15 protein-coding genes are annotated in these 13,040 nt (G+C 34.8%); 9 read left to right on the top strand and 6 right to left on the bottom strand.

Annotated elements, in window-relative coordinates; translation table 11 throughout:
* Positions 1 to 17: 17 nt before the first annotated feature.
* Positions 18 to 1,457 carry an L-serine ammonia-lyase gene (locus LB449_RS04640; protein ID WP_224453906.1) on the top strand — a complete coding sequence of 480 codons (1,440 nt, stop codon included), beginning with the start codon at positions 18 to 20 and terminating at the stop codon, positions 1,455 to 1,457.
* A 58-nt stretch (positions 1,458 to 1,515) separates the two neighbouring features.
* On the opposite strand, the gene LB449_RS04635 is transcribed toward LB449_RS04640, so the two are convergent.
* The 4 genes from LB449_RS04635 to LB449_RS04620 form a co-directional block, all read right to left on the bottom strand.
* Complete coding sequence (locus LB449_RS04635) at positions 1,516 to 2,448, bottom strand: peptidylprolyl isomerase (RefSeq protein ID WP_224453905.1); 933 nt, start codon at positions 2,446 to 2,448, stop codon at positions 1,516 to 1,518.
* Between the two features lie 79 nt (positions 2,449 to 2,527).
* Positions 2,528 to 3,073 carry a Smr/MutS family protein gene (locus LB449_RS04630; protein ID WP_224453904.1) on the bottom strand — a complete coding sequence of 182 codons (546 nt, stop codon included), beginning with the start codon at positions 3,071 to 3,073 and terminating at the stop codon, positions 2,528 to 2,530.
* The gene (locus LB449_RS04625) at positions 3,063 to 3,269 is read right to left on the bottom strand and encodes a hypothetical protein (protein WP_224453903.1); all 207 of its coding nucleotides are present in this window, start codon (positions 3,267 to 3,269) and stop codon (positions 3,063 to 3,065) included. The genes LB449_RS04630 and LB449_RS04625 overlap by 11 nt, the downstream gene beginning before the upstream one ends.
* 32 nt (positions 3,270 to 3,301) lie before the next feature.
* Positions 3,302 to 4,819 carry a GH3 auxin-responsive promoter family protein gene (locus LB449_RS04620; RefSeq protein ID WP_224453902.1) on the bottom strand — a complete coding sequence of 506 codons (1,518 nt, stop codon included), beginning with the start codon at positions 4,817 to 4,819 and terminating at the stop codon, positions 3,302 to 3,304.
* Positions 4,820 to 4,869: 50 nt separating this feature from the next.
* Here LB449_RS04620 and LB449_RS04615 point away from each other — a divergent pair, with 50 nt between their 5' ends.
* On the top strand, positions 4,870 to 5,667 hold the full coding sequence (locus LB449_RS04615) for a DUF2797 domain-containing protein (RefSeq protein ID WP_224453901.1): 798 nt from the start codon (positions 4,870 to 4,872) through the stop codon (positions 5,665 to 5,667).
* A gap of 58 nt (positions 5,668 to 5,725) precedes the next feature.
* On the opposite strand, the gene rpsU is transcribed toward LB449_RS04615, so the two are convergent.
* Positions 5,726 to 5,920, bottom strand: a complete 195-nt coding sequence (gene rpsU, locus LB449_RS04610) for a 30S ribosomal protein S21 (RefSeq protein WP_224453900.1) — start codon at positions 5,918 to 5,920, stop codon at positions 5,726 to 5,728.
* Positions 5,921 to 6,201: 281 nt separating this feature from the next.
* On the opposite strand from rpsU, the gene LB449_RS04605 reads away from it, so the two are divergent.
* Positions 6,202 to 7,251, top strand: a complete 1,050-nt coding sequence (locus LB449_RS04605; protein ID WP_224453899.1) for an acyloxyacyl hydrolase — start codon at positions 6,202 to 6,204, stop codon at positions 7,249 to 7,251.
* A 20-nt stretch (positions 7,252 to 7,271) separates the two neighbouring features.
* Here LB449_RS04605 and LB449_RS04600 read toward each other — a convergent pair whose 3' ends face one another.
* Positions 7,272 to 8,003: a biotin--[acetyl-CoA-carboxylase] ligase gene (locus LB449_RS04600; protein ID WP_224453898.1), complete on the bottom strand. Its 732-nt coding sequence runs from the start codon at positions 8,001 to 8,003 to the stop codon at positions 7,272 to 7,274.
* A gap of 89 nt (positions 8,004 to 8,092) precedes the next feature.
* Between LB449_RS04600 and rsfS the strand changes: the two genes are divergently transcribed.
* The 6 genes from rsfS to LB449_RS04570 all read left to right on the top strand — a co-directional run bounded on the left by rsfS (position 8,093) and on the right by LB449_RS04570 (position 13,017).
* Positions 8,093 to 8,464, top strand: coding sequence for a ribosome silencing factor (rsfS, locus tag LB449_RS04595; protein ID WP_224453897.1), 372 nt, complete (start codon positions 8,093 to 8,095; stop codon positions 8,462 to 8,464).
* 18 nt (positions 8,465 to 8,482) lie between these two features.
* Positions 8,483 to 10,534 (top strand): ATP-dependent zinc metalloprotease FtsH, encoded by a 2,052-nt coding sequence (gene ftsH / locus LB449_RS04590; protein ID WP_224453896.1) that lies wholly within the window; start codon positions 8,483 to 8,485, stop codon positions 10,532 to 10,534.
* Between the two features lie 115 nt (positions 10,535 to 10,649).
* A complete protein-coding gene (locus LB449_RS04585; protein ID WP_224453895.1) occupies positions 10,650 to 11,255 on the top strand; it encodes an LUD domain-containing protein in 606 nt (201 codons plus the stop codon).
* Positions 11,256 to 11,258: 3 nt separating this feature from the next.
* Positions 11,259 to 12,059 carry a phosphatidate cytidylyltransferase gene (locus tag LB449_RS04580; protein WP_224453894.1) on the top strand — a complete coding sequence of 267 codons (801 nt, stop codon included), beginning with the start codon at positions 11,259 to 11,261 and terminating at the stop codon, positions 12,057 to 12,059.
* Positions 12,049 to 12,708 (top strand): phosphatidylserine decarboxylase family protein, encoded by a 660-nt coding sequence (locus tag LB449_RS04575; protein WP_224453893.1) that lies wholly within the window; start codon positions 12,049 to 12,051, stop codon positions 12,706 to 12,708. Before LB449_RS04580 ends, LB449_RS04575 begins: the two co-directional genes overlap by 11 nt.
* A complete protein-coding gene (locus LB449_RS04570; protein WP_224453892.1) occupies positions 12,709 to 13,017 on the top strand; it encodes an acyl-CoA-binding protein in 309 nt (102 codons plus the stop codon).
* The last annotated feature ends 23 nt before the right edge of the window (positions 13,018 to 13,040 follow it).

Raw genomic sequence — 13,040 nt, 5'->3', positions numbered from 1 at the left:
AAAAAATTGATGTGATAATGAAGAAAATTGAATGTATAAGTGTTTTTGATATGCTGAAGATCGGTGTTGGACCATCAAGTTCACATACACTTGGACCTTGGCGTGCGTCTCAACGTTGGATTGAAGAATTGAAGGATGACGACCTTTTAGACTCGGTTAAAAATATAAAGATACATCTCTACGGATCTTTGTCTTTAACAGGAAAAGGTCATGCAACGGATATTGCATCTATTTTAGGACTTTGCGGTCATGATCCTGTAACTATGGATATCACTCATATTGATGTAGAAATAGACCGAGTCAAAAATGAAGGTAGATTGAATCTTGACGATTCTAGGTTCATCGATTTTGATTTTAAGAACGACGTTGTCTTTGAAAAAGATTTCAAGGAGTTCCACCCGAATGGTATTACTTACATAGCGCACTTAAAAAATGGCGAAAAAGTAGAATCTACATTTTACTCCATAGGAGGTGGATTTGTAGTAAAAGAAGATCGAGAAAATGCGAAACAAAAGCAGGAAGAATTTAAAAGCTTCCCATACCAGATTAATTCTGCTCAAGAGTTACTTGATCACTGCAAGAAGGAACAAAAGATCATATCAGAAATTGTTCTTGGAAACGAAAAATCGCTTAGAAATGAACTCGAAATTCATTCTGGATTAGAGAAGGTTTGGGAGGTCATGCTGGAATCTATGTACATTGGCTGCCATACAGAAGGCACTCTGCCTGGGGGTTTAAACGTCAATAGAAGAGCCGCAAGGATGAACAAAAACCTTTTAGAGCATAAATTTGAAACCTACAGCACTCCCCAGGAATGGCTTGAGACTATAAGAACCAAAGAAGTCAAATTCAGACAAATATTACAATGGGTAAGCTGTTTTGCCATATCTGTCAATGAAGTCAATGCTTCTCTAGGTCGTGTCGTCACCGCTCCTACCAATGGTAGCTCCGGCACATTACCCGCGGTGATGATGTACTATATGGTAATCGAAAACCATCAAGCCACATTTGATGATTTAAAACAATTCATGTTGGTTGCAGGTGAAATAGGAAGTTTATTCAAAAAAGGAGCAACCATCTCAGCTGCTATGGGCGGTTGTCAGGCAGAGATTGGTGTATCTTCAGCTATGGCTGCTGGTGCGCTTACAGAGTTGATGGGCGGTACTCCTGAGCAGGTACTGATGGCTAGCGAAATCGCAATGGAGCATCATCTTGGAATGACCTGTGATCCTATTGCCGGATTGGTTCAGATCCCTTGTATTGAGCGTAATGCTATGGGTGCCATCAAAGCGATCAACGCTGCTGAAATTGCTATGGAATCTGATGCCACCAAAGCTAAAGTACCTCTAGATAAAGTGATTGCTACTATGTGGGACACGGCTCAAGACATGACGTCCAAATACAAAGAAACTTCTGAAGGCGGACTGGCCATTAAAGTCAATATGAGTGACTGTTAAACAAAAATACCCCATAATTTTAAAACTAATTATGGGGTGTTTTTGTTTATAATGACTTCTATTTAATATCAACCAACTCTAAGTCGAAAACCAAAATAGAATTTGCAGGAATTACTCCACCTACTTCTCTATCTCCGTAAGCTAAGTGAGGAGGAATGACGAATTGAGCTTTTGTCCCTTGATTCAATAATAAAAGACCTTCATCCCAACCTTCAATCACATGACCTGCTCCCACTGGAAATTCGATAGGTTGTTTTCTTTTGTATGAAGAATCAAACACGGTTCCGTCTACCAGACTTCCTTTGTAATGAACACTCACTTCCTGACCTTTATTCGGTTTTGCTCCAGATCCTTCATTGATGATTTGGTAACGAAGTCCACTTTCAGTTTCTTTAAAACCTTTAGAAATTTCATCAAGCCTTTTAGCAGCTTCAGCTTTTAATTTAGCTTCTCTTTCTGCCTTAGAGGAGTTGAATTTCTCAAAACTTTTTACTGCATCAAAGGCTTTAGCTTCTTCTCCAATTCTTTCTATTTCAACTGAATTTAGGCTGTCTTTCCCTTCGATGCTGTCGACAACGTCCTGTCCTTCTACAACATAACCAAAGACTGTGTGCTTTCCATCTAGCCAAGGTGTTGCTCCGTGTGTGATAAAAAACTGACTCCCATTAGTGCCTGGCCCCGCATTTGCCATAGATAACACTCCAGAACGGTCATGCCTCAAGTCAGGGTTAATTTCATCATCAAACTGATAACCTGGTCCACCAGTTCCATTTCCTTTTGGGTCTCCTCCCTGTATCATAAAGTTATCGATTACTCTGTGAAAGACTAATCCATTATAATAGGGAGTTCCTAAATCTTTAGCTGAGTTTTCGATTTTTCCTTCAGCTAGCCCTATAAAGTTCCCAACTGTACCAGGTGTTTTATCGAAAGCAAGTTGAACTATAATTTTACCTTTTTCCGTGTTGAAATGTGCGTATATTCCGTTTTCCATGAATTTATTTTTTTTGCAAATTTAAGATTAAATCTAATTTACGTCGGGTAAACTTCATTTTAAAAAAGTTGATAAGTAATTATTGATCGTAGATATAAATTTCAGTGGCACCAAGACCATATTTTTGATAGTCGGCATCGTAAAATTCGACTTGATCATAACGTCTAAAAAGAGTATGCAATTCAGCTTTAAGAACGCCTTGACCTACTCCATGAATAAAAACAATGCGTTTGATTCGCTTTTCAATAGCAAATTCAATTTTCCTTCTGCTATGCTCAAGCTGGATGTTGAGCATTTCAAAATTGGATAGATGTGATGTTTTATCAACAATATTATGAATATGAAGATCCACTTCCATAGCGGGTTGCTGGCGTTTTGGCTTTTGAGAAGGCCCTTTTCGTTTTGGGTTTAAATCTGACTTCAATTTTTGAAGCAAAATATCATCCTTAAGATCCACATCCAATTGGCCATCAATTTTGACAACAAGCGAAAACGGAACTTTCATTTCAAAACCATCTGAAGTCTCAAAAACAACTTCATTACTTTCAACTTTAGTGACAATTCCAGACACATCATCATCGATCAATTCAACTTTATCACCTATTTGAAAGTTTTTATTTTTCATCTTCAGGAGTATTATCGTCTTTAGGATTGTCGCTTGCCCACTGTTTAGTTGAATTGTAAAGACCTATCATAAGTATAAGAAGTCCGCCAATTTTTAAATAAACGTTTTCATTTTTTCCAGTGAGGTCATAAATCAACATAATTGCTCCTATTATAATAAATGCAGTATAAAGAGCTTGTTTTTTGGTATTGATCATTCAAAATAAGTTTTGAATTGACAAATATAGACTCAATTTCCGTTTAGAGCCAACAATTCTTCCAAGTGTTCCCGATTATTCGATAATCGTGGAATCTTATGTTGACCACCAAGTTTATTGTGTTGTTTTAACCAATTTTGAAAAAGCTTGGGCTTGGCCTGGTGAATTTTCAAAAGGTCTAGTGTCATATTGTTATATCGCTTAGCTTCATAATCACTATTGATTTCCTGAAGATTTTTATCCAAACAAATTTGAAAATCAGAAAGACTTTCAGGTGGTGTTTTAAATTCCAAAATCCACTCATGCGCCCCTTTCTTTTTCCCTTTCATAAAAACAGGTGCCGCCGTATATTCCATTACTTCACAATTGAGTTCAAAAGCTGTTTTCTTTACTGCAGCTTCAGCATTTTCAATAATGAGCTCTTCTCCAAATGCATTGATATGATGCTTTGTCCTTCCTGTCACTCTTATCCTGAAGGGATCCAAAGAGGTGAATCGCAGCGTATCTCCAATTTTATACCTCCATAATCCAGAGTTTGTAGTAATTACTATTGCATAATTGGTATCAATTTCAACTTCGCTCAAACTGATGACTTTCTCCTTTGGCGTTCCGTAAGTTGACATCGGTATAAACTCAAAGAAAATCCCATAATCGAGCATCAATAATAAATCTTTAGAATCATTAAGATCCTGAGCAGCAAAAAAACCTTCTGAAGCATTGTATATTTCGTAATACTTCATTTTGCTCGATGGTATGATCTGCTCGTACTGGATTCGGTAAGGCTCAAAACTCACGCCTCCATGAAAATATACTTCCAGATCTGGCCAAACTTCATCGATGCTATTTTTCCCTGAAGTTTTCAAAACATCATTTAACAATACAAGCATCCAGGAAGGAACCCCTGCAAGGCTTGTTACACGCTCTTTGATAGTTTCATCCACTATAGCTTGCATTTTTGTTTCCCAGTCACTCATCAAGGAGACACTGTTCCCCGGCGTACTACTATAACTTGCCCAAAATGGCATATTATGTATGAGTAGAGCAGAAAGATCTCCATAAGAGGTTCCTTTATCCTGGTAGATCTCTTTACTCCCTCCTAACCTGAGACTTTTGCCGGTGAATAACTTAGAGTCTGGATTATTATTTAAATACATGCATAATAAATCCTTGCTGGCCGCATAATGACAATCCTCTAAAGCTTCCTGACTTACTGGAATAAATTTACTTTTAGCGCCCGTAGTTCCACTAGACTTTGCAAACATTGTAATAGGTGAAGGCCAAATTAAATTCTTTTCTCCTTGCCTGCACCTCTCGAAAGTAGCTTCAAAATTTTCATAAGTTTGAACTGGTATGCGCTCTTTAAAAGTTTCGTAATTATTTATTTCATCAAAGCCATAGGTTTTTCCAAATTCCGTATTTTGGGCTTTATAAACCAAATCAAGTAGCAATTCGTTTTGAACTTCATTGGGATGCTTTTTAAACAATTCCATATGATGAATACGCTTCTTTAATATCCAGGAAGCTATAGAATTTACAATTGGTATTGACATAAATAAGTAGGTTTAATAAGGTAACCAAGAATCATCAAACATAATAAAAAATGCAATATAGAGGAGTCTTAAGAAAAATGAAAACGGAGAATAACCAAGAGGTTGATTATTTTTTGGAATTTGAAAACGACGTCGTTCATTTAAACCAATTATTGGACAAAGAAGTGGCTTTTTACTTTGTGGAATATCAGTGTCTTAACTGTAGCAAAAACAAAAAAATATTTAGACAGGGATTTTGTTATGATTGCTTTCAGGAAATTCCAAATGCTGGTGAATGGATCATGCATCCAGAATTGAGCAAGGCCCATTTAGGCGAAGAAGACAGAGATTTGGATTATGAGAAAAAAGTTCAGTTGCAACCTCATATTGTATACTTAGCGAATTCTAGTAATGTCAAAGTAGGTGTAACTCGCAAAAGCCAAATTCCTACGCGATGGATCGATCAAGGAGCTCACGAGGCTATTGCTATACTGGAAACACCAAACCGATACTTAGCAGGTATAACTGAAGTTGAATTGAAAAAACATGTTGCTGATAAGACCAATTGGCGAACCATGCTCAAAAATGAAATCCAGGATAAAAACCTTGTAGAGGAAAGAGAAAAGTTAAAGGAATTTATACCCGACGAGGCAAAAGATTATTACTTATCAACCAGTCAGGAATTCAATATAAATTTTCCGGTTTTAGAATATCCAAAGAAATTAAAAAGCTTGAATCTGGAAAAAAACAATACCTATAAAGGAAAGCTGAAAGGTATCAAGGGGCAATATTTGATTTTTGAAAATGATATTGTTTTCAATGTGAGAAATAGCGAAGGCTATGTAGTAGATTTTGAAATATTATCTTAAACAAAAATACCCTGTGATAAGAATATCACAGGGTTATAATCAACTTAGAGTAAACATATTACATATTCTCTTTCTCTCTTAGAGACTGGATGTATTGTGCTTTCTTAAGATTTTGTCTTTTTTCTACAGATTTTTTCGTGAATTGTTTTTTATCACGAAGTGTTTGAAGAACTTTAGTATCTCTAAACTTACGTTTTAAGCGTTTAAGAGCTCTTTCAATTTTCTCACCATCTTTTACTTTAACTACTAACATATAATGCTTAATTATTTACAGTTGACTTAAAATTTTCGAATTGCAAATATAGATAATTCAATTACAAATTAACTATTAACTTCAATTTTTTCTGAATTTATTATTTTAATAATTTCAATCTAAGAATCAATTTTAATTCGGGTTTCAAATTCTAAAAAGAAGTAATAACTAAAAAACTTAATGCATCAATATTTGGATTTAAATATAAGCACTACATAATTTTCAGATAAATGAAAAAATTATTTGTTATAATCCTCTTGTATTTAATTAGCTGCAATATTATGCTCTGGTCGCAAAACCAAGGTAATAAAATTGACAGCAAGCCCACTATTCTTGGAATAAGTTTTGACTACGGTTATATTCTTCAGCATTCAGAAAATTTGAGAGAGTTAGATAATGCTTTTCCAGTAGGCATTGGTTTGGAATGGAGTAAAATATTACTAACAAAAAATGCATGGGAATTTTGCAACTGCCTTCCAAGATTCGGGGTAGAGGCTGCCTACTGGAGCTGGGATAATCCAGATATTCTCGGAAGCGGTTTACTTGTCATGGGTTTTGTAGAGCCTTATTTTAGAACTCATAAACGAATGAGTTTCTTTTTCAGAGCTGGTCTTGGAGGCACATACCTCTCCAGACCTTTTGATGCTGAAAATAATCCTCAAAACTTATCTTACAGTACAAGTTTGAGTTTTGCCATAATGGCTGGAGCTGGCATAGACTACCGACTGACGAATAAATGGAGTATCGGACTTTTGGCCAAGTACAATCACACTTCCAACGGTGGCATCAAAGCTCCAAATAAAGGGATTAATTTTCCCTCAGTTAGTTTTAGGATCAATAGAAGCTTACATCCTATTGTTTTTCCTGATTTTCAAAAGGTTGAAAACAGAAAACCTCCAGACAAACTTTCAAGACTATCAATTGTACATTTTTCTGGATGGAGTAACGCAACAGTGGGAGATCAGGATAAATTTTATGTATTTGGTGTCGCTGGATATTTCAGCACATGGATAGGGAGAAGAAGTGCTGTTTCTGGTGGTACAGAAATAATTTTTGATTATTCAAGACGAAAACAAATTCGTTTGGACAATACAGACAATAGTTTTTTACAGGCTGCAGCACTAGTAGGACACGAGTTTTGGCTTGGTAAAGTAACTTTCAGTCAACACATAGGTTTTTATTATTATAATGACTACAGAATAAATGATGACATCTATCAGCGCTACGGGCTGACTTACAATTTTTCAAGTCATATTTTCGCAGGTTTTAATCTAAAAGCTCACCGTCACGTGGCAGATTTTTTTGACTTCAGAATTGGCTTTACTTTTTAATGAAGATCAATTTTGGTGCTTTAGAATTTAATTTGAATTTCTTTAATGTCAAAAGATTCCAATCGATCCTCGTCAAATTCAACCACTAATTTGCCATGGTTATCGATACCTCTTATTAAACCTTGTGCAAGAGTTCCATCTGGAAATTGAAGCATAGTCACTTTATTGTATTTAAACAAGGAATCATAATAAGTTGAAAGAATAGATTTCAAACTCGTGGAATTGAAGAGGTTTGGGATTTTTTCAAACTCCACTAACAAATCGTTAAGTAAATCATCAAGGTCAAAAGATGTGTTGCTCATTAACTTCATTGAAGAAGCTTTTGGAAGACCTGAGAAATGGTCTTGGTTCACATTAAGACCGACACCCACTACGCTAGCACCTTCTTTATTCTGAGTAATCATATTCTCTATCAATATTCCTCCAATTTTATGCTGATGTGACAGGATGTCGTTAGGCCATTTAATCGAAAGTTTAGGAATGTCATACTTCACTAAAACATTTTTAATAGCCAGGGCTACAAGGGCACTGAGCTTGAAAGTATCATTATGTATAGACTTCAATTCCGGTAAGTAGACACTAAATGTGAGGTTTTTCCCAGGCTCACTCACCCATGAAGTCCCTCTCTGCCCTCTCCCTTCTATTTGGTGATGGGCGACTACACAGTAAATTTGTTTTTTAGAATGTGATTTTACAAAATCTTTTAAAAAGCTATTTGTAGAACTTGTGGCATCAACTTTGACAACTTTCATGAGAACGGTTAGATATCGAATAATCTTTTGTTAACTGGCGCAAAAAAAGGGATTAAAAAACTATTTTTGCGTTAAAATTTAAACTTTTAATGAGTACAAAAAAAGAACAAATAGATCAGCTTATTATACACATAATACAAGGCATAGAAGATATTAAGGGTAATGATATTGAAATTATAGATTTAAGAGAGATTGAAAATACGGTTTGTGATTATTTCATTGTCTGCTCTGGTAATTCTAATACACAAGTAGATGCTATTGAAAGCTCTGTAAGGAAAGTGGTAAGTAAAGCTCTTCAAGACAAGCCTTGGCATGTTGAAGGACTAGAAAATTCACAGTGGGTTTTAATGGATTATGTAGATGTTGTTGTTCACATTTTCCAAAAACAGATCAGAGAATATTACGATATTGAAAGCTTATGGGGAGACGCTAAGATAACGTCTATTGAATCTAATTACTAAACAAGATAAAAGTAGAGAATGGCTAAAAAAGCAACGCAAAAGAAAAACGAAAATAAAGACCCTAAAAAGCCTAAATTTAATTCTTATTGGATATATATTGGAATTATAGTTATCTTTTTAGGGGTTCAGCTTTTTGGAGGCAGTGGATTCAGTGATCCTGAAAAAACAAGTCCAGCTCAGTTTGAGAAATTTTTAAAAGAAGGAGATGTTGACAAAGTCAATATCATTAAAAATTCAAGAATAGCCGAAATTTTTCTAACCACAGAAGCTAAGTCTAAACCTGAACACTCAGGATCTGATGATGAACAAGTTTTTGCTTCTTCAGGTGGTCCAGATTATTCATTTGAATTTGGAGATCTGCAAAATTTTGAAAATACAATTGAAAAAATAAAGGAAGAAAAAAACTTGAATACTCAAGTTTATTATGAAACCCGATCAAATTATTTCAGTGAAATATTAATTGGTTTACTTCCTATCATTTTAATTGTCGGCATCTGGATATTCATTATGAAACGAATGAGTAAAGGTGGCGGCGGTGGTCCTGGAGGACAACTTTTCAACATTGGTAAATCCAAAGCGAAATTGTTTGATGAGAAGAAAGATGTTAAAACTTCTTTCAAAGATGTTGCAGGATTAGAAGGAGCTAAAGATGAAGTGCAGGAAATTGTTGATTTCCTAAAGCACCCCGATAAATATACGAACCTTGGTGGAAAAATTCCTAAGGGAGCATTGCTTGTAGGTCCTCCTGGAACTGGTAAAACTTTGCTTGCAAAGGCCGTAGCCGGTGAGGCTGGAGTACCATTCTTCTCTTTATCAGGTTCAGATTTCGTAGAAATGTTTGTAGGTGTAGGAGCTTCAAGAGTAAGAGATCTCTTTAAACAAGCCAAAGATAAATCACCATCCATTATATTTATTGATGAGATTGACGCTATAGGTAGATCCAGAGGTAAAGGAAATATGTCAGGATCTAATGATGAAAGAGAAAACACACTTAATCAACTTCTGACAGAAATGGATGGTTTTGGAACCAATACCAATGTAATTGTTATTGCAGCGACAAACCGTGCAGATGTTCTTGACAAAGCTTTAATGAGAGCAGGTCGATTTGATAGACAGATTTATGTTGACTTACCAGATGTGAGGGAAAGAGAAGAAATTTTTGAAGTTCACTTAAAGCCACTTAAAAAGGTAGACAATGAACTAAATACAGAGTTTTTAGCAAAACAAACTCCTGGTTTTTCCGGCGCAGATATAGCAAATTTATGTAATGAAGCAGCCTTAATTGCAGCCAGAAATAACAGTAAAGCTGTAGGAAAACAAGATTTCCTAGATGCAGTTGATAGAATTGTAGGTGGACTTGAAAAGAAAAATAAGATCATGACAGTTGAAGAAAAGCGTGCTATTGCTTTTCATGAAGCTGGCCACGCTACAGTAAGTTGGATGTTGGAATATGCAGCGCCATTAGTCAAAGTTACTATTGTACCAAGAGGTCAATCTCTAGGGGCTGCCTGGTACTTACCAGAAGAACGCCAGATTGTAAGGACTGAACAAATTCTTGATGAGATGTGTGCAACAATGGGTGGTCGAGCTGCCGAAAAAATAATTTTCGACAAGATATCCACAGGTGCCTTAAGTGATTTAGAAAAAGTAACAAAACAGGCTAAAGCCATGGTCACTATTTATGGCTTAAATGATAAAATTGGAAACATAACTTATTATGATTCTTCAGGTCAATCAGAATATAACTTTACTAAGCCGTATAGCGATAAAACTTCAGAATTAATTGATGAAGAGATTTCAAAATTAATCGAAGAGCAATACAAAAGAGCTATAGAAATATTGACAAAGCACAAAGATCAATTGACTGAGCTAGCTGAGTTACTCTTGGAAAAGGAAGTTATTTTCAAAGATAATCTTATAGAGATTTTTGGTGAACGTCCTTTTAAGAAACCAGAAATGATAAATTCTTACGAGAAAAAGACAAAACAAAAAGAATCAGACCAAAAAGATGAAAAATCTGAAGACGATAATGATTCTAAAAAAGATGATAAAGTTGAGAGTGAATCTTAAATAATCACTCTCAATAGTGAAACTTTTTAAAAAAGCCTGATATTGATGTAATCAATTTCAGGTTTTTTTTATATTTAAAACTTACGTATATTTGAGTAAAATTTATGCAATTTTTATGAACTTCTTGAAACGCCTCTTTGGCATAGAAAATACAGGAGAAGTAACCGACGAAAATGGGAACGAAATAGGCAAATTTATGCCTAAGCCGGAAACACCTGTTGATGAAGAATTCATGCATAATTTCAAAAAAAATGGCGGCAAATTCTTGTATTGTGAGAATGAGAATGAACTAAGACTTAATTTTTCTGAGATTTTAAAAGAGAATGAATGGGATCATAGCGAGGTGTATTGCAGCAATGAATCCATACGTCAAGATTTTAAGCATACGCATCTTACATTCAATAAAAACCTAAATGCATGTTTTTTTCTTTCAAACTGTGAATTTTTAATATCAAACACCGGAGCTATTTTAGTAAGCTCTAGCCAGTTAGGTGATAAAAAACTATCAGATCTTCCTCTAAACTTCATAGTAATTGCTAAAACAAGTCAACTCATCAAAACTATAGGTGAAGGACTACAAAAAATCAATAAACGCCACGATAGAAATCTTCCTACAAATATTACAACAATTAAAACTTTTGATGAAAACAAAGATTCTGATTTCATGAACTACGGAAGTACACCAAAAAATTTATATTTGTTGCTTCTAGAAGATTTATAGCGAATGTCTGAACTTTTAAAAAGGAGCATTACCGGTGCTTTATACATCATTATAATAGTATCTACTGCTTTTTTAAGTCACTATCTGTTACTTCTATTTTTTACAATAGTAGGTTTTATATGTTTGAGAGAATTTCAAACCTTATTAAAGTTTAGAAATATTATTTCTTACATCTCCCTCATAGTACTTCTATATTATTTTAATTTTACAGAAATTTATTTGCCGCTGCTTATTGCTTACCTGGCAATGACGCTGGTTGTGAAAATCTTCTTATTGAAGGATTTATACACGCTTCATGATATTCCTATTTTTGATGGGAGAAAGCATTTGCTTACCCTCTTTTATATAGTTCCGTCGATAATATTTTTAACTATGATACCTGTTTACAAGGAAGACTACGAATACGTTCTTGTGGGAACTTTTGTTTTGATATGGACAAACGATTCATTTGCATATTTAGTTGGAAAAAATTTTGGAAAAACAAAACTTTTTGAAAGAATCTCTCCAAAAAAGACAATTGAAGGTTTCTTAGGTGGAGCTATTGCAGCAATAATAATAAGCTATTTAATTTTTATCTATATCGATTTACTTCCCCTTTGGGCTTGGATCATGCTTGCCGTAATTGTAAGCATCTTTGGGACCCTTGGAGATCTAGTGCAATCCAAATTCAAAAGAAAAGCAGACGTAAAAGATAGTGGAAAAATCATGCCTGGTCATGGGGGTATCTTTGACCGAATGGATAGTATGCTTTTTTCTAGTACATTTGTTTTTATTTTCATTTTACTTTTAGATTATGTTTCATAAAGAGGGTTATAAAATTCTTGTTTCTAGTTTAATCGGTTTAATCATCATAAATCTTTTATCCAATTTACTTATAGACGAAAGTCAACAATGGCTTATCATTTTGATTTTCTTAGTATCGTTTATTCTATTCTTTTTGGTTGCTCAGTTTTTCAGAAATCCAAAACGAGAAATTGAAAAAAACGAAGGTCATATTTTAGCTCCTGTAGATGGTAAAGTGGTAACCATAGAAAAGGTTTTTGAACCTGAATTTGTCAATGAAGAGAGACTACAAGTCTCTATCTTTATGTCACCAATAAACGTTCACGTTACTCGTTACCCCATAGGCGGGAAAATTGTGTATAATAAATACCATCCAGGAAAATTTCTGGTAGCATGGCATCCTAAATCCAGTGAAGAAAACGAGAGGACTACTGTTGTAGTAGAAACCAAAAACTTCGGAAATATACTCTTCAGACAAATAGCTGGAGCTGTAGCAAGACGAATTGTCAACTATGCGAAAGAGGGCCAAACAGCAGTACAAGGCGAAGATTCTGGATTTATAAAGTTTGGATCTAGAGTTGATATATTCTTGCCTGTAGACGCTGAGGTATCAGTGAAAATAAATGATGTTGTAAAGGGTGGTAAGACTGTCATTTTTAAAAAGGCCTAAATGAATTTAGAAGAATGTTCTGAAGAAAGTATAGATCGTCTTTTTGATGCAGCCTATTCCAAGGTGAGCCAAACTCATAAAAAATTTCCACAAGATGTATTGCTTTATTTCTATGCTTACTATAAGCATGCAAAAAATGATTCAGATTTAAAAGTCAACCAAAATGCAGTTAATGATGGTGAGGAACTCGTTAATGCTTTCAAAGCAAATGCTATGTTTCAAATAAAAAAATTCTCTGAAAGGGAGTCTAAAATAAAGTACATCAAACTGGCAAAGAAACATTTGGGTGATGAGTTTCAAATGGAATAAAAAAGAGCGGCTTCATCAAGCCG

Source organism: Psychroflexus lacisalsi, from assembly GCF_020164495.1.
GTDB classification, from domain to species: Bacteria; Bacteroidota; Bacteroidia; order Flavobacteriales; family Flavobacteriaceae; genus Psychroflexus; species Psychroflexus lacisalsi.
Note: the sequence above shows the minus strand (reverse complement) of the source record. Positions and strands in the feature narration are given on the sequence as shown.